Consider the following 18,163-nt stretch of genomic DNA (forward strand, 5'->3'; position numbering starts at 1 on the left):
TGCGCTCCTATCCTGCTGCCGCGCCGTCACAATTTTCCGTCGCCGTTCAATATTTCCGCGACCTCGACCGCACGGCTCTCGCGCGCCGAGAGAATGCCGGCGCGCACAACGGCGAGCGATCGCGTCGCCTCCTCGCCCCCGACCTCGTGCTGGCCCTGCCCGCGCGCCGCCGCGGCAAACTCCTCGAGCTCCTCGACCAGCGTATCGTTATTCGTGCAGGGCACCGCGACGGGCTGGCTTTCACCGCGCTTGAGCAGCCTGAGCCCATTGTGCAGATCGTAGAATGCCGTCATGTCCTTGCCGTAGACATTCATCAGGTAGTATTCGGACGCCGAGGCGTAGCTTGCGTTCAGCGTCGACAGCGCACCGTTCTCATGCTCCAGGATCAGGCTCGCGACATCCGGATTGTCGCCGGGCAGCACCAGTTGCGCCGACTGCGCGCGGACCGCATGGATCGGCCCGATCAGGTATGCGAGCACGTCGGCATAGTGGATTCCGATCTGCAGCATCACGCCGCCCGGCATGCCCGCGGCCTGGTAGCGCCAGGAGGTGAGATCGACCTTGCCGAGGCGATCGCGGCTGATGTTCGCCTCCGCGTTGACGAGCTTGCCGAACCGGCCGGCGTCGATCTGCTGCCGGACGTAACGGAAATGGCTCTCGCGCCGCCGCTGATAGCCGAGCGCCAGGACCACGCCGGCCTTCCGACAGGCCTCGGTGATGGCGCGGCCGTCCGCGATGCTGTTGGCGATCGGCTTGTCGAGAAAGACGTGCTTGCCGGCGGCAGCGGCCGCGCAGGTCGTCGCCAGATGCACGTCGTTCGGCGTGGTGTTGATGATCGCCTCGATCTCGGCATCGGCCAGCATCGCCTCGTAGCTCGAGGCCGGCCGGCAACGGTATTTTGCCGCGAAATTTTGGCGCTTTTCATCGGAGCGGGTGTAGCAGCTGCGGATCTCGAGCTTGTCCGAGCGCTGGATCGCATCCGCCAGAACGTCAGACCACCATCCCATCCCGATACAAGCCACGCGGAGCGGGTCGGCACTCACCACTTTGCCCTCCCCAAGATTTCTCCTCCCAAGACGTTATCCTTTCCCAAGTTGATCGGCTGGGCTTCTGTCCTGCGATGTCATTCCCAATTCGCGCCGATCGATTCGACCGCCATCTTGGCGATCCGCAAATCGGTCTCCCAATCGCCGCCGCTCACGCCGACGCCGCCGATACATTCGCGGTCCACCAGCACCGGCACGCCGCCTTCCATGGCCGTCCACCGTTCCGGTCCTGCCGCGAGCGCAAGTCCGATTGCATGGCTGACGTCGAGATCCTGGCCGGCCGCGCCTTTGGCCGTGGTCGGGCGCCGGTTTGACGCGGCGCAAACCGCCTTGGTGGTGCAGGAGTGCACGGTGTGGAAGCGGCCGCCGTCCATTCGTTCGATCAGGATGACATGCCCACCGGCATCGACGATGGCACAGGAGATCGCGATGTTGGCCTGATCGGCCAATTCCACCGCCGTCGCCATGATCTTTTTCGCGCCCTGATGCGTCAGGCGTTTGCTGTCGGCGACAAACATGGCAGCGCTCCAGTCGGGAGGGACAGGCGAATTGTGCGTCACCGCAACGCCTCGTTCAAGAAATAATACGCAACTTCCGGCTGCGATTTTGCACCGCATGTCTCGGCAAGGCGGCGGAGCCTAGCCAAACTATGAGGCGCGAAGATGGAAGAGTTACCAGGGGATCCGTGCCGACGGTCTCCCGATCGGACCGCGTCAGATGTGCTGCGCCATGATCTGGCCGGGCCGCGCGTCCGGACGGGGCTCGATATCGACCGACCAGAGGTCGCGGTTGTCGACGTCCTTTAGCGTCACGGTCATCACTTCGGTCTTGCCGTCGATGTCGACGCGGCCGAAAAACTGCAGGCCGAAACAGGGGGCGAGATTTTCGCCCTGCTCCGCGCTGCAGCCCTTCTGGAACATCGCTTTCGGCCCGAACGTGTTGTCGAGCGGGGCCGGCGCCCAGGTGCCTGCATGCAGCGGGCCGGAGACGAACTCCCAGAACGGTTCGAAATCCTGATAGACCGCACGGTTCGGATCATAATGATGCGCGGCCGTGTAGTGCATGTCGGCGGTCAGCCACACCGTGTTGCGGATGCCGGCGCGCTTCATGAATGACAGCAGACCGGCGATCTCATGCTCGCGCCGCTCCGGCGGGCCGTCGCCGAGCGCAATGCCATCCTCGCTGAAGAGGCCGATCGGCATGTCGGCGGCGATCACTTTCCAGGTCGCGTCCGAAGCCACCAGCTCGCGCTTCAGCCACGCCAGTTGGGTAGCACCGAGGATGCAGGTCTCGCTCTGGTCGTCGCGCTTGTTAAAGGTGGAATCGCGGTAGCTGCGCATGTCGATCATGAAGACGTCGAGCAGCGGGCCATAGGCGATCTTGCGATAGATGCGGCCGCCGTGGGCGGACGTCGCGCGCATCGGCATGAATTCGTGGAACGCGCGGCGCGCCCGCGCCACCAGAAGCGAGCTGCCGTCCTCGGCATAGCCGGTTTCGTCGGCGGTGCCGATCGGCGCCCAGTCGTTGGTGACCTCATGATCGTCCCACTGCGCGAACATCGGCACCTCGGCGTTGAAGGCGCGCAGATTGTCGTCGAGCAGGTTGTATTTGTAGTTGGCGCGGAACTGTTCGAGGCTGTGCGCCACCACGGATTTCTGTTCGGTGACGATGTTGCGCCAGACCTCGCCGTTGGGCAGCTTCAGTTCACGTTCCACCGGACAATCGGCATAGATGTGATCGCCGGAATGGATGAAGAAGTCCGGACGATTGTCGAGCATGGTCCGGTAGGTACGCATCCCGCCGCGCGACGTATCGATGCCCCAGCCCTGGCCCGCAGTATCGCCAGACCACACGAACGAAACATGGCTCCGCGCGGTGGGCGCGGTACGAAAATGCCCGACCTGCATCTCGCCTTCGATGCCGCTCTCGCTGATATCGTCGAAGCGCACGCGATAGAAAATGTCCTGCCCTGCCGGCAGGCCGTCGAGCAGAACTTTTGAGACGAAGTCGCTGTCCGGCAACGCGTCGGCGGTGGCCGAGCGAAGGATGGTCTTGAAGCTCTCGACAACAGAACATTCGACCTGCATGCGAGCGGCGCGATCTGCCCGCGCCCAGATCACCGCGGAATCGGCCGAGACGTCGCCTGACTGGATGCCGCTGGCGATCAGCGGACGATCCGCGGCCCGGCTGAGATAGGGTCTGGCGAGGCTGCCCAGACCGGCAATGGCGCATGTTGCGGCGGAGCGGACCAGCAATTGACGCCGGTTCAAGCCTTGCTCGGCGCGTATCGCAATCGGCATCGAAGCACCCTCGTCGAATCACGACGAAGGTGTGCCCGTTGTATTTGACTCGCGGCTGAAGCTTTTACGACAGGTGGATGACGTGGAATGGTAGGATGGGTAGAGCGCAGCGAAACCCATCAAAGTGTTTCCGCGAGGAGATCAAAGCGGTGGGTTACGCCTTCAGCTAACCCTGTCAGACCTCATCCTGAGGAGGCGCGAAAGCGCCGTCTCGAAGGATGAATGGCACCAGCGGGGCCTCGTGGTTCGAGACGGCGCTTCGCGCCTCCTCACCATGAGGGTTGATGGTTGTCGCGCATCGCGAGCACTACCGCTGCCAGCCGCAGATGGCGCCGGACTTGCACGGCCAGGTCTGGATGCGCGTGTCGCGCGCCTGCGCGTCGAGCGGGTTGCTGTGACGCCGCGCCAGCCTGGTGCGGGCGGTGGCGCGCGGCTTCTCGACGCGCTCCTGCGCAATTTGCGGCTTGGGCGCGGCTTCCTTCGACACCACCACGCGTTCCGTTTTCACCGGCCTGCGATCGGTTCTCGCCTCGATCCGGACCGGGGCGAATTGCGTCTCCGGGCCGAGCCGCTTCGGCGAGAGCACAGCCTGGGAAAGATCGAGGCCAAGGAACTCGTCGGCGCGATATTCGTCGGCCAGCGCGGCGCCGCCCCACGTCAGGAGCCCCGTGCAAAGTGCTGACGCAATAGCGGTTTTCAGGACCATCGCTGGGCCTCCTGAAATCAACCAAAAGGTGAAGCTGCAACCCAGTATGTAGGAAATCGGCCGGACAATTCCAGCCGTTCCCGGCCACAAGGCCACTGGTGAGCGATCACGGCTGTGGAAAAGTTCACACGCCGGGTGAACCGCCCCTACTCTGCCGCCTGCGCCACCGGCTGGCCGATCGCGGCTTCCAGGCGCGCGCATTCTCCGCGGAACTTCGCGACATTGGCTTCCTTGACGTGGCCGTAGCCGCGAACGAGTTCCGCGCACTTCGCCAGCGCTACCAGACGCGGCCAGTCCTGCGGCTTCGCCTTGTCGAGATGGCGGAAAATCATCGCGGAATACTCGCCGGGCAATGCCCGTTCCATCCGGCGCTCGGCCGTGTAGCCGAACGGATCGAACGACGTTCCGCGCAGGAACTTGAACCGCGTCAGCAGTTCGAAGGCGCGAAAAATCCAGGAACCGAACTCGCGTTTGCGCAGATGCCCGGTCACCTTGTCGCGCGGCGCCAGCAATGGCGGCGCGAGACTGACTTTCACACCCGGGTCGCCGTCGAATTGTTCCTTCAGCGCTTTCGCAAACTCGCCGTCCGAGTAAAGCCGGGCGACTTCGTACTCGTCCTTGTAGGCCATCAGCTTGAACAGGCCCTTTGCAAAGGCCTCGGTGAGATCATGCGAACCGGGCGAGCCCTTGGCTTCGGCCGCGCGAACGCACTCGACTTCCGCCAGGTAGCGCTTCGAATAGGTCTCGTTCTGATAGTCCGTCAGGAATTTTGCGCGGAACGCGATGCTCTCGTCGAGCGTCCGCTTCACCGGCGCCGCACCGGAACTCTTGAAGCGCGCGGCACTGACGACGCGCTGCAGATCGTGCGCGGCAAGCCGGCCCCAGGAGAACGCCAGCTTGTTCATCTCGATCGCCGCACCGTTGAGGTCGATCGCCTTCATGATCGCCTCCAGCGATAGCGGAATCGCGCCGCGCTGGAACGCAAAACCGAGCATGAAGGCGTTGGTGGCGATGCTGTCGCCCATCAGCGCGGTGGCAAGCCCGGTGGCATCCAGAATATCCAGATCGGAGGCGCTGACGGCGCCATTGAGCGAGTCGCGCATCGTCCCCGCCTCAAAGTCGATGTCGGGATTGATGACAAAACTCGCGGTCGGCAACAGGTCGGCATTGACGATCGCGCGCGTGACGCCGCGTTCGGCCCGGCTCAGCGCCGGAATGCTGGTAGCGACCACGATGTCGCAACCGAGAATGAGGTTGGCTCCGCCCGGCGCAATGCGGACGGTGGCGAGATCGTCCGCCTCGGGCGCGATGCGGACGTGGCTCATGACCGCGCCGTTCTTCTGCGACAGGCCGGTGAAGTCGAGCGTCGAGCAGGCCTTGCCGTCGACATGGGCGGCCATGCCGAGCAGTGCGCCGATGGTGATGACGCCGGTGCCGCCGATCCCGGTGACGAGGATGTTGTAGGCGCCGTCGAGCGCAGGCGTCGCCGGCAGCGGCAGGTCGGCGAACAGCGCCGACGGGTCGGCCGCCGTGCGATCGGCCTTCCTCTGCTTGCCGCCATGCACGGTGACAAAACTCGGGCAAAAGCCCTCGATGCAGGAAAAGTCCTTGTTGCAGTTCGACTGGTCGATCCGCCGCTTGCGGCCGAACTCGGTTTCCAGCGGCTGCACCGAGACGCAGTTCGAAACAGCCGAGCAGTCGCCGCAACCCTCGCAGACGCGCTCGTTGATGAAGACGCGCTTCGCCGGATCCGGATAGAGCCCGCGCTTGCGGCGGCGGCGCTTTTCCGCCGCACAGGTCTGGTCGTAGATCAGGACCGTGAGACCCCTGACCTCGCGCAGTTCCCTCTGCACCGCGTCGAGTTCGCGGCGGTGATGAACAGTCGCGCCTGATGGGAAGTAATTGCTGGGGTATTTCTCGGGATCGTCGGAGACGATGGCAAGGCGTTTTGCGCCTTCCGCCGAAACCTGGTGCGCGATCTGCGAGACGGTCAGCCCGCCTTCCGCCGGCTGGCCACCGGTCATCGCCACCGCGTCATTGTAGAGGATCTTGTAGGTGATGTTGACGCCGGAAGCCGCCGCCGCGCGGATCGCCAGCAAGCCGGAATGGGTATAGGTGCCGTCGCCGAGATTCTGAAACACGTGCGGTTCGCTGGTGAACGGCGCCTGCCCGATCCAGGTAACGCCTTCCGCGCCCATATGCGAGATGGTCTGCGTGCGGCGGTTCGGCACCGACAGCGCCATGCCGTGACAGCCGATGCCGGCCATGGCGCGGCTGCCCTCGGGAATCTTGGTCGAGGTGTTGTGCGGGCAGCCCGAACAGAAATACGGCGTGCGCTGCAGCTTTGCGGCGCCAACGCCCTCCGCCGGCCGGTCAAACGCTTCGAGCTTTGCGAGGCGCTGCTCCAGCGCCGGGCTGCGATGTCCCAGCCTGCGCAGCCGCGCCACGACGGCCGCCGCCACCATGGTTGGGGTCAGTTCGCCCTCGCTCGGCAGCAGCGTGGCGCCGGTCTCGTCGCGCTTGCCCACCACCGACGGCCGCTTCGAGGCATCGACATTATAGAGAATACGAAGGAGTTGGTCCTCGATGAAGCCGCGCTTCTCCTCGACCACGAGCACGTCCTGCAAGCCTTCGGCGAACGCCTTTGCCCCGGATTCCTCCAGCGGCCAGGTCAGCGCGACCTTGTAGATGCGCAATCCCAGCGCCTGCGCCTCGGCATCAGTAATGCCGAGATCGGCCAGCGCCTGCCGCAGATCCAGATAGGCCTTGCCGGTCGCCATGATGCCGAGCCGCGCGGCTTTCGAATCCAGCACGATGCGGTCGAAGCGGTTGGCGCGCGTGAACGCCGCCACCGCCTGCATCTTCGGGCCGTGCAGCCGCCGCTCCTGCTCCAGCGGCGCATCCGGCCAGCGGATCGAAAGTCCGCCCGGCGGCATTTCGAAATCATCGGGCATGATGATCTTGATGCGGTCGGGATCGCTGACGATCGAGGCCGAGCTTTCAACCGTTTCGGAAATCGCCTTGAAGCCAACCCAGCAACTCGAGTAGCGCGACAGCGCAAAGCCCAAAATGCCGAGATCGAGATAATCCTGCAGCGTGGCCGGATTGACCACCGGCATCAGCGCCGCCGCGAACACCTGCTCGCTCTGATGGGCCAGCGTCGAGGACTGGCAGCCATGGTCGTCGCCGGCCAGCGCGATCACGCCGCCATTCGGCGAGGTGCCGGCGGAGTTGGCGTGCTTGAGCGCGTCCATGGAGCGGTCGACGCCGGGGCCCTTGCCATACCAGATACCGAATACGCCATCGACCTTGGCGCCGGGGAACATGCCGACCTGCTGGCTGCCCCACACGGCGGTGGCCGCCAGGTCCTCGTTGAGACCGGGTGCGAACTCGATGTCATGTTGCTTGAGGAAGGTTTTGGCGCGCCACAGCGCGTGGTCGTACATGCCGAGCGGCGAGCCGCGGTAGCCGGAGATGAAGCCCGCGGTGTTAAGCCCCTGCGCGCGGTCACGTTCGCGCTGCAACATGGGAAGTCGGACCAGCGCCTGCGTACCGGAGAGGAATATGCGCTTCGCATCCAGACGATATTTGTCGTCCAGCCCAACTTCCATCAACGCCATTCTTCCGCTCCCCGTCGCACGTTCCGCCGGTTATTTGAACCGGTCTAATTGCGAACAGAATGCACCGGTTTTGCTATGCGTGCCCAGCGTGAACTCATGGCGACAGGACATATCTCGCTTGCCTCAGGGATCAGCCCGCCTCTTGCCGAAAACCGCCTTCTTTGAAACGCTGGGGAGTAAAGGGAGACACCAGGGATGACAGAGCCGGCGTTCAGGACCGAGATATTGGAGAGCGGCAATCTGCTGGTGGGGCCATGGCGCAGCCCGAAGCAGATGCTTCACGCGCAGGTCTACGACTCCCACGCCTCGATCCACGACGATGCGACCGCGCAAAAGCTCGGCTTTCAGGGCGGCACCATCGAGGGCCCGACCCATTTCAGCCAGTTCGCGCCATTGTGCGAGCGCATCTGGGGCCAGGCCTGGTTTGAGACCGGATGCCTTTCGGCCCACTACCGCAACCCCGCCTTCGAGGGCGAGGAGGTGCAGGCCAATATCGAAAAGCCGAAGCCGGGCCAGACCATCTGCGCGATCGGCATGACCAAGCGCGACGGCACGGAGATTTTGCGCGGCACGGCGTCGGTCGGCGATGTGGCGGACACGGCGCTTTCCCGGCGGCTTGGCGAACTGAAACCGCTCGCCGATCCCGTCATTCTGGCCGACCTCAAGGTTGGCATGAAGACATCCCGCCAGACGGTCAGAATGGATTTCGACCAGCACATGGGCGACCTCTATCCGTTTTCGCTGGCGGAGAAGCTGAAGGTGATCACCGAACCCTCAGCGTACTATTCGCAGGAGCTCAATCCCTGGGGACGAGCGATCATCCCCGTGGAGATGCTGAGCGTGCTGTTTCAGTACCGCGCCCGCGAGGACAAGCTGCCGGTGCGCGGGCCTGCTGTCGGGCTGTTCGCCGATCAGGAAATCCGCCTGCTGCGCGGGCCGCTATTCGCAGGCGAAAGCTACGTCACCGAACGCGAAGTCGTTGCGCTGAGCGGCAGCCGCCGCACCGAAAGCGTGTGGATGCGCACGACGGTATTCGGGGCCGACAACACGCCGGTCGCGACCATGCTGCTGAACCTTGCGAGCATCAAGGATTCCTACGCCAACTACGAGCGGGAGCACAAAGCGCTCTACGGCTAAAGCGTTTTCCAGCGAAGTGGAGACCGGTTCGCGTCAGCAAAACGCGTCAAATTAAAAGTGTGAGCCCGATCCGCTATCGCCAACAAGGACAACAATAAAATGGCCCGCCTGCCCTATCTCGAAGCCGACCAGGTCGCCCCCGAATACCGCGACATGCTCAAGCGCAACACGAACCTGCACAAGCTGCTGGTGAACTCGCCCGACATGGCGCGCGCCTTCAACGGCGTCGGCGGCTTCATCCGCTTCAAGAGCAAGCTCGATCCGCGCCTGCGCGAACTCGCGATCCTCCAGGTCGGCTGGATGGAAAAGTCAGAGTACGAGTTCACTCACCACGTGAGGATCGGCAAGGAGTTCGGGGTCACCGACGACGATATCGCCGCCCTGATGGCCGAGACCGAGGGCAAGCCCTCAATGCTCGAGCCGCTGGCGAAGGCAATCCTCCGTGGCGCCCGCGAGATGGTGCGGGAGCTTGCGATGTCGGAGGCAACGTTCTCTGAGATCAAGCAAAAACTCTCCGACGAGCACATGGTCGACCTCGTGCTCACCATCGCCTTCTACTGCGCCGTGGTCCGCGTGCTGGCGACGATGAAGATCGACAACGAACCCCATTACAAAGAGGTACTGCAACAGTACCCGATCCCGGGAGTGGAATGAGATGCGCCTGAAAGATCGTGTCGCCATCGTCGTCGGCGCCGGACAGAGCCCCGGGGAAGGCATCGGCAACGGCCGCGCCACCGCCCTGACCTTTGCGCGCGAAGGCGCCAAGGTGTTGTGTGTCGACCACAATCTGGCCTCTGCCCAGGAGACCGTCGACATGATCGCCGCCAAGGAAGGCACCGCGGCGGCATTCAAGGCCGACGTCACCAAAAATACCGACCTCAAGGCGATGGTAGAGGATGCGCATGCCCGCTGGGGCCGCGTCGACATCCTGCACAACAATGTCGGCGTCAGCCTGTCCGGCGGCGACGCCGAGCTGCTCGACATATCGGAGGAAGCGTTCGACCGCTGCGTGGCGATCAACCTGAAGAGCTGCGTGCTGGCCGCCAAGCACGTGATCCCGATCATGCGGGCGCAGAAAAGTGGCGCGATCATCAACATCTCGTCGATGGCCGCGATCACCACCTACCCCTATGTGGCCTACAAGGCGACCAAGTCGGCGATGATCGCCTTCACCGAACAGCTCGCCTATCAGAACGCGCAATACGGCATCCGCGCCAACGTCATCCTGCCCGGGCTGATGAACACGCCGATGGCGGTCGACACCCGCGCGCGCGAATGGGGGAAGAGCCGCGCCGAAGTCGAGGCCGAGCGCGACGCCAAAGTTCCGCTGCGCCACAAGATGGGCACCGGCTGGGACGTCGCCAACGCCGCGCTGTTTCTCGCGTCCGACGAAGCGAGTTTCATTACCGGCGTGACGTTGCCGGTCGATGGCGGATCGAGCGTGCGGCGGGGATAGATCGCAGGGTGGGCAAAGGCGCACTTCGCGCCGTGCCCACCATCGCGCATTCCGGTCAAAATGGTGGGACGCGTCGCTTTGCCCACCCTCATATGAGGGCTTTTGAGTCAAGCATCCCGACCGGGGCTTGGATGTGATTTTTTGCATTCGGTGGAGCGGCGGCGCGCGGAGCCATGCGTAGCGCAGCGTGCCGCCGCGGTCGGTGCGCTCAGGAACTGGCTTCCGGCGATTTATGCAGCATCTCACTGCATCACCTCATATCCGGTCGGGCGTTTTGCAGCCCGGTACCCACATTCCGCATGCATGCGGCGAGGAAGCCATGAGGATGAGACCCATCTACGAAGCGGCCTGTTGATTTGGCCCAAGGGTGGCACGGTCATCATCCATTCCGCGCTGACCGCGGCCGACGCCGCGACGCTGACGCGTTGCTTGAAACGTTTACGCCTTCGCGGCCTTGAGCACGGCTCCTTCGGGAACCATGCCGGTTGTGAGGTAGCGCCAGAGCGCCACCATCAGCTTGCGCGCCAAGGCCACGATGGCGATGCGCTTGTTGCGCTTGCTGGCATTGTTGTGGGTGCGGCTGCGGAACCATCGGGTGAGCGCACTCTCCGGCTGATGCCGCAGCCACAGCCAGGCCAGTTCGATCGCGGCGCAGCGGGCGCGTGGATTGCCCGCCTTGCTGATGCCCTGGTCGCGGTCGGTCCCGCCGCTCTGCCATGGACTGGGCGTCAGCCCGAAATAGCTCGCGACCTCACGCCGATTACGAAAGTCCTTGTAGAACACCTCGCTGGTCAGCGTCGTCGCGAACGCCGGACCGAGGCATTTGAGCCGGAGCAACAGTTCGCTGCGCTCGGTCATCTGCGCCGCCGCAGGTGCCGGATCCGCTTGAGCCGACGCCTGTGCGAGTTCCTCGAGCCGTTCGCGCACCAGCATCAGCCGTGCGTGCTCGTGCCTGATCTCCGCCAGCATCCGTGGCGGCACCGCCTGGCCCTGCCAATCCCGCTGCGCCGAAAGCCAGCTCAGCCAGTCACGCCGGCGCGGGTTCCCCACCGCCATGCCCAACAATCGCAGCAGCGCCTTGATCCGGGTGGTGTGCGCGGTTTGCTCCTTGATCAGCCGGCCGCGTTCACGGCTGGTGCGGCGGGCGTCCTCTTGCTCCGGCGCAGGTGCCCGCACGATCCGCACCACCTGCGGCTCACCGCGCAGATACGCCATCAGCGTCCGTAGCATCTTCTCGCCATCGATCCGGTCGGTCTTCACCCGCCGTGCCCGCTGATCCACCGCTATGCTCGCAGGGTCAAACACGTAGTTCGTGATCCCGGCAGCCAGCAGAAGCCGATGCAGCCAGAACCCGTCGTAGCCCGCTTCGTAGCAGCTCACCACCGCCGGAACGGCTCCCAGCGCCCGGGCCGCCCGCTCCCGAACCTGACCGATCAGCGCCAGCAGCGCAGCATGATCGCCGCCCTCCAGCTTGTGACGCGACATCTTGCCTTTGTCCGGACTGTGCAGCGTTACCAGCCAGCTCTTCTGGCTCAGTTCAATCGCAACGAAAATCGTGCCACAATGCCCGGCGGTGGGCGTGTCTACGGTCGATGCTTGCATCTGGCTCTCCGATGGTTCGAGTGTGGAAACCCAAACCTACCGGAAAGGGCACGCTCACCGCCCCATGGAATCTACGGCGGCTACACCCGCGCAAGAAAGGCAGCGCATTTCCGTGACCAAAGCCGACCTTTCCGACCTCTATCGAAACTACATTGCCTGCCTGAACAAGCAGGACTGGCCGATGCTGGGCGAGTTCGTTCATCACGACGTGGTCCACAACGGCCGGCGGATCGGCTTGTCAGGCTATCTCGAAATGCTGGAGCGAGACTTTGATGAAATTCCCGACCTTCATTTCAACATCCAGATGCTGATTGCCGATCCACCCTATATTGCCAGCCGGCTAAGCTTCGACTGCACGCCGAAGGGAAGCTTTCTTGGCCTCCAGGTCGGCGGGAAGAGAGTTTCATTCACCGAGAATGTTTTCTACGAGTTTCGGAACGACAAGATTCGCGAAGTTTGGTCGGTGATAGACAAGGCGGCCATCGAAGCCCAGCTTTAGCGGCCAATATGGTCACGCGCTCCGCCGGCGCGAGGAAGGCGTGTTCCTGATGCCCGCCGTTTACCTTTGATTAGTAACTTTCTCTTAAGGGTTGCGGCGATTGGGCGGTCTTTTTGACCCGCCCCTGTTCACGCAATTTTGCGCCGGCGTTTTTTATTCGGCCATCTGTGTGATTCGACACATTCAATCGATTCCAGTGACACGATGATGTGACAAGCCGCATCGTCGCTTGTCGAAATACCGACTCGTTGCAGTCGCACCAATTTCACGTGCGGTCGCTATGAGGCACCACAAGAATTGTGGCACGCGCTGCAAGAATGCCGAGGCACCATGAACGAAGAATTCGACTACGACCTGACGCCGTCCCAGTGGGAAACCTTGAAAGCGTTGCGGACGCCGGCATCAAAGCTGCCGCGCATGAGCCGCCACACGATCGACGGCCTGATCGCGCTCGAACTCGCCGCCATGAACGGTGACACGCCCGCCATCACCGCGAAGGGACGCAAGGTGCTGATTCGCGGCTCGTCGCTGCTGTTGCAGGATCTGGCGGCCTGATTCGCGGCATTGCGCACCTGCAGCATAAATTCAGGATTGACCGCACCTGATTCCCTGACATATCGCAGTTACATCGACTGAGTGGCAACTAGGGTTCCGGATGGCGAGACCGCCATCGCCGGTCCGAGCGTTGCGGAAACCGCGCCAGCCCGCGGCTGCACCCGAGGGACAAAAGCCCAGAGGAGGAGATGTCGAGATCTTTGTTCGCGCCAGATGGCACGGAGGTCTCATGTCGCTGCTCTCGCTAACCCTCGTCGTCCTCGCCGCCTTTATTCACGCCACATGGAATCTGCTGTCCAAGCGCGCCGCCGATGCCGGCCCGACCTTCGTCTTCGCCTACAATTTGTTCGCCTGCCTCGTCTATCTGCCGTGGATGATCTGGCTACTGATTTACGGTGACCTGCACTGGAACCTTCCGGTGGCCGGCTGCCTCGTGCTCAGCGCGGCCATTCATCTGGCCTACAGCCTTTGCCTGCAGCGCGGCTATCAGGTCGCCGACCTCTCCGTGGTCTATCCGATCGCGCGCGGCACCGGACCGCTGCTGTCCTCGATCGGCGCGTTCATCCTGCTGCGCGAGACGCCGACCGCGCAGGGCATCTTTGGGCTGCTCGCCGTCGTCGCCGGGATCGGCTTGATCACCACGCAGGGCGATCTCTCGGCGTTTCGCCGCCCGCGCGGCCTCGACGGCGTGCGCTGGGGCACCGCGACGGGATCGCTGATCGCGGGCTACACCGTCGTCGACGGATACGGCGTCAAGCTGCTCGGCATTCACCCAGTCGTGCTCGACTGGATCACCAACCTGCTGCGCTTCTTCATCATGCTGCCGATCGTGCTTTCGAACCTGCCTCGCGCGAAGGAGAAGATGAAAGGCTATTGGCTGCTGGCATTCGGGGTCGGCGCGCTGTCGCCGCTGTCCTACATCCTCGTGCTCACAGCCATCGAGATGGGCGCCCCACTCAGCCTGGTCGCACCCGCGCGTGAAATGTCGATGATGGTGGGCGCGCTGTTCGGCATGCTGATCCTTGGCGAACGGGTCACGGCCTGGCGTGTGGCGGGGTGCGCAATCTTGATCGGGGGCGTCATCCTGCTCGGATCGGCGAAGGCTTAGCCAAATTCACACCGTTTCTCATCATCCGTCACCGGCGAGGTGATCACCAGGAACACCAGATCGACCAGCCCGGAATTCGAAATCGCGTGTTCGACGCCGGGCGGCAGGAAGATGAAGTCGTGCTTGCGCACCACATGGTTCTTGCCGGCGATTTCTATCAGCCCCTCGCCTTCGAGCACGTGATAGATCTGCTCCTGCACGAGATGCTTGTGGCGCGCGACATGCGCCATCGGCTGGTACATCGAAATCCGATAGTCGATGTGGCGGGAGCCCGCGGTCTCCGGCATGACCAGCGGTTTTGACAGCGCGCCGCCGAAATGGTTGGGGAATTCCCGCCACGGCACTTCGGCGATGTTGCGGATGAAGGCGCCGTTGTTTTCCGAAGCCATGATGGCCTCCTCTGCCGTCAGATCACCAGCGCCCCGCCGTCGATATAGACGATCGATCCGGTCGCAAAGCCGTTCGCCATGAAACCGAGGATCTGCCGCGCGATATCCTCAGCCGCGCCGACGCGGCCGACCGGCAGCGACGCCGCAGCTTTCGCCAGCATATCGCGCCGCGCCTCTTCCGGCATCGCGGCGCGGATCGGGGTGTCGATGATTCCGGGCGAGACCGCGTTGACGCGCACCGGCGCGAGTTCGAGCGCCAGCGCTCGCGAAAGCGATTCCAGGGCACCATTGGCGGCGCTGACGATCGCCGAATTCGGACGCGGACGAACGCTGAGGAATCCCGAGACCAGCGTCAACGATCCGCCGGCGCGGATTTGCGCCTGCTGCGCGACCCGCCAGGCGCCCCAGAACTTGCCTTCCATGGTGGCGCGGACATCTGCCATCGCCACCGTCTTGAACGGACCGGTGCGAAGCTGCGCCGCCGTGACCACGACATGATCGACGGGACCGCAACGGCGGAATAATTCCGCCACGCTGTCATCGCTGGTGACGTCGGTTGGAATCGCGATCGCATTCAGCTTTTCGGCAGCCTTGTCGAGCCGCTCGACGTTGCGCGACGCGATGATGACATCGGCGCCCTCGCGCTTCGCCATCTCTGCGGTCGCAAGACCGATGCCGGAGGAACCACCGACGACGACGACTTTCTTGCCTGCAAGCAACATTAAGATTTCCTCCGACGAGATCAGGCGGGCTGAAAGCGCGTGCCGATGCCGGCCTTGCTCTGGCCGAGCCCGGGCAATTCCCAGACGCCGGCGCCGGCCGGATTGATATCGGCGGCGATATCGACATCGATCAGATAGGGCTTGTTCGCCGCGATGCCCTTGCGGATGGCTTCGCCGAGATCGCCGGCACGATCGACGCGCACGCCTTCGACGCCGCAGGAGCGCGCCATCGCCGCGAAATCCGGATTGTAGCGCTCGCCGGTGTTGGGATCGTGGAAGTCGGTCGCCAGTTCCCGTCCGCCGAGATAACCGCGCTGCAATCCCCGGATCGAGGCATAAGCGTAATTGTTCCAGACCACCCAGACGACAGGCAGATTATATTCGACCGCCGTTCCCAGCACGTTGGCGTGCATGAAGAAGGCACCGTCGCCGCACACGGAGACACAGGGCCGGTCGGGCGCGGCGAATTTTGCGCCCATCACGCCGGCAACCCCAAAACCCATCGGGCCGAATCCCATCGAGCCGATCAGCGAATCCGGCCGCTTCGGCTTGCAGAAGCCGAGCAGCCAGTTGTGGTGCACGCCGATATCGCTGACAAGGATCGCATCGTCAGGCAGCGCCTTGTCGATTTCGAGCGCGGCGCGCTGCGGATTGATCGGCGTGGTGTCGTCGGAAAATCCGGGGGCGACAAACTTGTCCCACTCTTTCCGGTAGCCGTCGATCTGCGAAAGCCACTTTTTGCGCGCATCGGCCTTTTTGGTGAGATCGGCGCGACGATCGAGTTCGGCATGGACCTGTCGCAGGAACGTGCGGACGTCGGCCATCAGGCCAAGCGCGACCGGATAATTCCGGCCGATCTCTTCGGGATCGATGTCGACATGGATCAGCCGCGTCGGCGGAATGGTGAAGGAGTAGCCCGGGATCCACGAGCTCGAGGTGCGATCGTCGAACCGCATCCCCATCGCCAGCAGCACGTCCGCCTGTCGCGTCGCGTGGTTGGCCTGGTAATGCCCGGCGCGCGCGACGAGGCCCAGCGCCAGCGGATGGTTGCAATCGATCGCGCCAAGGCCACTCGCGGAGGCCGCGACCGGAATCTGCAGCCGCTCGGCGAGCTTCAGCAATTCTTCCGCCGCGCCGCCATAACGCACGCCCTGGCCTACGATGATCGCCGGCCGCTCGGCTGACAGCAGCATGTCGACGGCTTTCACCACGCCATCCGGATCGGCGCCGCAGCGGCTTGAGATGTTGGCGTTCCATGCGATCGCGTTCGGCGCCTCTTCGGCCGCCGACTCCATGAACACGTCGAAGGGCACGTCGAGCACCACGGGACCGGGCCGGCCGGTCGTCATGGTCTTCCAGGCCTGCCGCACCGCCAGCGGCACCATCTCGCCGCGCGTCGGCTGAAACACCTTCTTGCACATCGTGCGCACGGTGGAGGGAAAATCGGCCTGGTAATGCCGGTACATTTCCTGGAAGGCGCCGCGGTTGAACTGGCTGGTCGGCACGTTGCCGGTCACCGCCATGAACGGCACGGAGTCGAGGAAGGCGTTGGCGAGCGAGATCGGCAGGTTGGCCGAGCCGGGCCCGCAGGAGGTGAACGTCGCCGTCGGCCGTCCCGACACGCGGTAATAAACGTCGGCCATGAAGCCGGCGACGCTCTCATGGTGCACCGAGATGGTCTTGATGTCGGATGAGCGCTCGTAGAGCGCATCGATGAACTGGATGTTGCCGTGGCCGCACAGGCCGAACACCTGCGGCACCTTCTCCTGGATCAGGTAGTCGACGATGACCTGAGCGCCGTTGAGCATGTTACGCGACATCGACCACCATCTCCCTGCAGCTCAACGAATTCGCCTCCGCGTCTTGCTTGCGCGGCCGGCGACGGGCCCGAACCTATTTCTCATAATACTGTACGTCAATTGCTATTGTGGTATGGTGCGGAAACGCGCCTGGCGCTGTTAATGGGCGAGGACGGCCTGATAGAGTTCGCCTTGCCCACTCTGGAGATCTGATTCCCGTGAAACCGCGCACCAAGCCGAAGACGAGCGACAAGCAGACTACATCGAGCAAGGTTTCGAACGGCAAAGTCTCGATCGCAAGGCTGGTGCCATCGAGCGAGCCCAACATCGACGACGAGGCCGAGGAACGCGCGCGGGGCGGCGTGCAGTCGCTGGGCCGGGCGTTTTCGATCCTGGAGGAAGTCGCGCGTCACCGCGAAGGCATCGGCTTGGCGGATCTCAGCAAGCTGGTGGGCTTGCATAATTCGACCACCTTCCACCTCGCCAAGACGCTGGTCTCGCTCGGCTATCTCCGGCAGGAGCGCGATTCAAAACGTTATCGTGTTGGCCGCCCGCTGTTTGCGCTCGCGGCCAGCGCGCTCGATGAAATCGAGATGGTCAATCTGGCGACGCCGGTGCTGGAAGACCTGTCGCGGGAGTCCGGCGAAAGCGGCCATTTTGCCGTGCGCATGGGCGACGCCGTCGTCGTGATTGCCCGCACCAGCGGGCCCGGCGCATTCCAGTTGACCGACCGCGTCGGCGTGGTGCGCCCGGCGCACTGCACGGCGCTCGGCAAGATCATGCTCGCCTCGCTGCGCCCCGATCAGTTGAAGCGCTTTCTCGAACGTGTGGAACTGAAACCATCGACGAAAAAATCGATCACGGACCCCACCGTGCTGCTGCGCGATATCGCTGAAATTCGCCGCAGCGCGATCGCCTTTGACGACGGCGAATTCAACGCCGAAGTCCGCTGCGTCGCGGTGCCGGTCTACAATTTCACCGGCGAAGTGATCGGCGCGCTCGGCATTTCCGGCCCGATCTGGCGCATGACCGACCAGGTGCTGCAGAGCCGCGCCAAGCTGGTGCAATCGGCGGCCAGCCGGCTGTCGGCCGAATTCGGCGCGCGGGATCTGGCGAAATCCTCCTGATCCAATCCGGCTGAAATCCGCATCCCAAACCGGCTGAACGCGGCTGCGACGCATTTGGCGTTGACAGGAGCCATCGCGTCCGGAAATATCTTACAAC

At 63.7% G+C, this 18,163-nt stretch carries 16 protein-coding genes; 7 read left to right on the forward strand and 9 right to left on the reverse strand.

Features of this window, described 5'->3' with window-relative positions; genetic code table 11:
• Window positions 1-26: 26 nt before the first annotated feature.
• The 5 genes from V1283_RS25240 to V1283_RS25260 form a co-directional block, all read right to left on the reverse strand.
• Entirely contained in the window at window positions 27-1,043 is a 1,017-nt protein-coding gene (locus tag V1283_RS25240; RefSeq protein ID WP_334389220.1) for a Gfo/Idh/MocA family protein, read from the reverse strand.
• Window positions 1,044-1,123: 80 nt separating this feature from the next.
• Window positions 1,124-1,564, reverse strand: a complete 441-nt coding sequence (locus tag V1283_RS25245) for a GlcG/HbpS family heme-binding protein (RefSeq protein WP_334389222.1) — start codon at window positions 1,562-1,564, stop codon at window positions 1,124-1,126.
• A gap of 195 nt (window positions 1,565-1,759) precedes the next feature.
• Entirely contained in the window at window positions 1,760-3,346 is a 1,587-nt protein-coding gene (locus tag V1283_RS25250; RefSeq protein ID WP_334389223.1) for an alkaline phosphatase D family protein, read from the reverse strand.
• Window positions 3,347-3,653: 307 nt separating this feature from the next.
• Entirely contained in the window at window positions 3,654-4,052 is a 399-nt protein-coding gene (locus V1283_RS25255) for a hypothetical protein (protein ID WP_334389224.1), read from the reverse strand.
• A 146-nt stretch (window positions 4,053-4,198) separates the two neighbouring features.
• On the reverse strand, window positions 4,199-7,672 hold the full coding sequence (locus V1283_RS25260) for an indolepyruvate ferredoxin oxidoreductase family protein (protein WP_334389225.1): 3,474 nt from the start codon (window positions 7,670-7,672) through the stop codon (window positions 4,199-4,201).
• Between the two features lie 195 nt (window positions 7,673-7,867).
• Between V1283_RS25260 and V1283_RS25265 the strand changes: the two genes are divergently transcribed.
• The 3 genes from V1283_RS25265 to V1283_RS25275 all read left to right on the forward strand — a co-directional run bounded on the left by V1283_RS25265 (window position 7,868) and on the right by V1283_RS25275 (window position 10,265).
• Window positions 7,868-8,809 carry a hypothetical protein gene (locus V1283_RS25265; RefSeq protein WP_334389226.1) on the forward strand — a complete coding sequence of 314 codons (942 nt, stop codon included), beginning with the start codon at window positions 7,868-7,870 and terminating at the stop codon, window positions 8,807-8,809.
• Between the two features lie 99 nt (window positions 8,810-8,908).
• Window positions 8,909-9,463: a carboxymuconolactone decarboxylase family protein gene (locus V1283_RS25270; protein WP_334389227.1), complete on the forward strand. Its 555-nt coding sequence runs from the start codon at window positions 8,909-8,911 to the stop codon at window positions 9,461-9,463.
• A gap of 1 nt (window position 9,464) precedes the next feature.
• A complete protein-coding gene (locus V1283_RS25275) occupies window positions 9,465-10,265 on the forward strand; it encodes an SDR family NAD(P)-dependent oxidoreductase (protein ID WP_334389228.1) in 801 nt (266 codons plus the stop codon).
• 438 nt (window positions 10,266-10,703) lie between these two features.
• Here the strand turns inward: V1283_RS25275 and V1283_RS25280 are convergent, their stop codons facing one another.
• The gene (locus tag V1283_RS25280; RefSeq protein WP_334385105.1) at window positions 10,704-11,867 is read right to left on the reverse strand and encodes an IS110 family transposase; all 1,164 of its coding nucleotides are present in this window, start codon (window positions 11,865-11,867) and stop codon (window positions 10,704-10,706) included.
• A gap of 112 nt (window positions 11,868-11,979) precedes the next feature.
• Between V1283_RS25280 and V1283_RS25285 the strand changes: the two genes are divergently transcribed.
• The 3 genes from V1283_RS25285 to V1283_RS25295 all read left to right on the forward strand — a co-directional run bounded on the left by V1283_RS25285 (window position 11,980) and on the right by V1283_RS25295 (window position 14,029).
• Window positions 11,980-12,366: an ester cyclase gene (locus V1283_RS25285; protein ID WP_334393167.1), complete on the forward strand. Its 387-nt coding sequence runs from the start codon at window positions 11,980-11,982 to the stop codon at window positions 12,364-12,366.
• 330 nt (window positions 12,367-12,696) lie between these two features.
• Window positions 12,697-12,921, forward strand: coding sequence for a hypothetical protein (locus tag V1283_RS25290; protein ID WP_334389229.1), 225 nt, complete (start codon window positions 12,697-12,699; stop codon window positions 12,919-12,921).
• Window positions 12,922-13,150: 229 nt separating this feature from the next.
• A complete protein-coding gene (locus V1283_RS25295) occupies window positions 13,151-14,029 on the forward strand; it encodes a DMT family transporter (RefSeq protein WP_334389230.1) in 879 nt (292 codons plus the stop codon).
• Here the strand turns inward: V1283_RS25295 and V1283_RS25300 are convergent.
• Genes V1283_RS25300 through V1283_RS25310 form a run of 3 tightly spaced genes read right to left on the reverse strand, consistent with a single transcriptional unit; the run spans window position 14,026 to window position 16,960 of the window.
• A complete protein-coding gene (locus V1283_RS25300) occupies window positions 14,026-14,418 on the reverse strand; it encodes a cupin domain-containing protein (RefSeq protein ID WP_334389232.1) in 393 nt (130 codons plus the stop codon). The genes V1283_RS25295 and V1283_RS25300 overlap by 4 nt on opposite strands.
• 17 nt (window positions 14,419-14,435) lie before the next feature.
• Window positions 14,436-15,140 carry an SDR family oxidoreductase gene (locus tag V1283_RS25305; protein WP_334389233.1) on the reverse strand — a complete coding sequence of 235 codons (705 nt, stop codon included), beginning with the start codon at window positions 15,138-15,140 and terminating at the stop codon, window positions 14,436-14,438.
• Between the two features lie 20 nt (window positions 15,141-15,160).
• Window positions 15,161-16,960, reverse strand: coding sequence for a thiamine pyrophosphate-binding protein (locus V1283_RS25310; RefSeq protein WP_334389235.1), 1,800 nt, complete (start codon window positions 16,958-16,960; stop codon window positions 15,161-15,163).
• Between the two features lie 197 nt (window positions 16,961-17,157).
• On the opposite strand from V1283_RS25310, the gene V1283_RS25315 reads away from it, so the two are divergent.
• Window positions 17,158-18,066: an IclR family transcriptional regulator gene (locus tag V1283_RS25315; RefSeq protein ID WP_334389236.1), complete on the forward strand. Its 909-nt coding sequence runs from the start codon at window positions 17,158-17,160 to the stop codon at window positions 18,064-18,066.
• The last annotated feature ends 97 nt before the right edge of the window (window positions 18,067-18,163 follow it).

This window comes from Bradyrhizobium sp. AZCC 2262, assembly GCF_036924535.1.
GTDB lineage: Bacteria > Pseudomonadota > Alphaproteobacteria > Rhizobiales > Xanthobacteraceae > Bradyrhizobium.

Excerpts from the sequence above, each read along its gene's own strand:
- V1283_RS25280 (WP_334385105.1), bottom strand. The coding sequence starts at position 11,867 with ATGCAAGCATCGACCGTAGACACGCCCACCGCCGGGCATTGTGGCACG.
- V1283_RS25305 (WP_334389233.1), bottom strand. The coding sequence starts at position 15,140 with ATGTTGCTTGCAGGCAAGAAAGTCGTCGTCGTCGGTGGTTCCTCCGGC.
- V1283_RS25295 (WP_334389230.1), top strand. The coding sequence starts at position 13,151 with ATGTCGCTGCTCTCGCTAACCCTCGTCGTCCTCGCCGCCTTTATTCAC.
- V1283_RS25270 (WP_334389227.1), top strand. The coding sequence starts at position 8,909 with ATGGCCCGCCTGCCCTATCTCGAAGCCGACCAGGTCGCCCCCGAATAC.
- V1283_RS25265 (WP_334389226.1), top strand. The coding sequence starts at position 7,868 with ATGACAGAGCCGGCGTTCAGGACCGAGATATTGGAGAGCGGCAATCTG.
- V1283_RS25260 (WP_334389225.1), bottom strand. The coding sequence starts at position 7,672 with ATGGCGTTGATGGAAGTTGGGCTGGACGACAAATATCGTCTGGATGCG.
- V1283_RS25290 (WP_334389229.1), top strand. The coding sequence starts at position 12,697 with ATGAACGAAGAATTCGACTACGACCTGACGCCGTCCCAGTGGGAAACC.
- V1283_RS25255 (WP_334389224.1), bottom strand. The coding sequence starts at position 4,052 with ATGGTCCTGAAAACCGCTATTGCGTCAGCACTTTGCACGGGGCTCCTG.
- V1283_RS25250 (WP_334389223.1), bottom strand. The coding sequence starts at position 3,346 with ATGCCGATTGCGATACGCGCCGAGCAAGGCTTGAACCGGCGTCAATTG.
- V1283_RS25245 (WP_334389222.1), bottom strand. The coding sequence starts at position 1,564 with ATGTTTGTCGCCGACAGCAAACGCCTGACGCATCAGGGCGCGAAAAAG.
- V1283_RS25310 (WP_334389235.1), bottom strand. The coding sequence starts at position 16,960 with ATGTCGCGTAACATGCTCAACGGCGCTCAGGTCATCGTCGACTACCTG.
- V1283_RS25275 (WP_334389228.1), top strand. The coding sequence starts at position 9,465 with ATGCGCCTGAAAGATCGTGTCGCCATCGTCGTCGGCGCCGGACAGAGC.
- V1283_RS25300 (WP_334389232.1), bottom strand. The coding sequence starts at position 14,418 with ATGGCTTCGGAAAACAACGGCGCCTTCATCCGCAACATCGCCGAAGTG.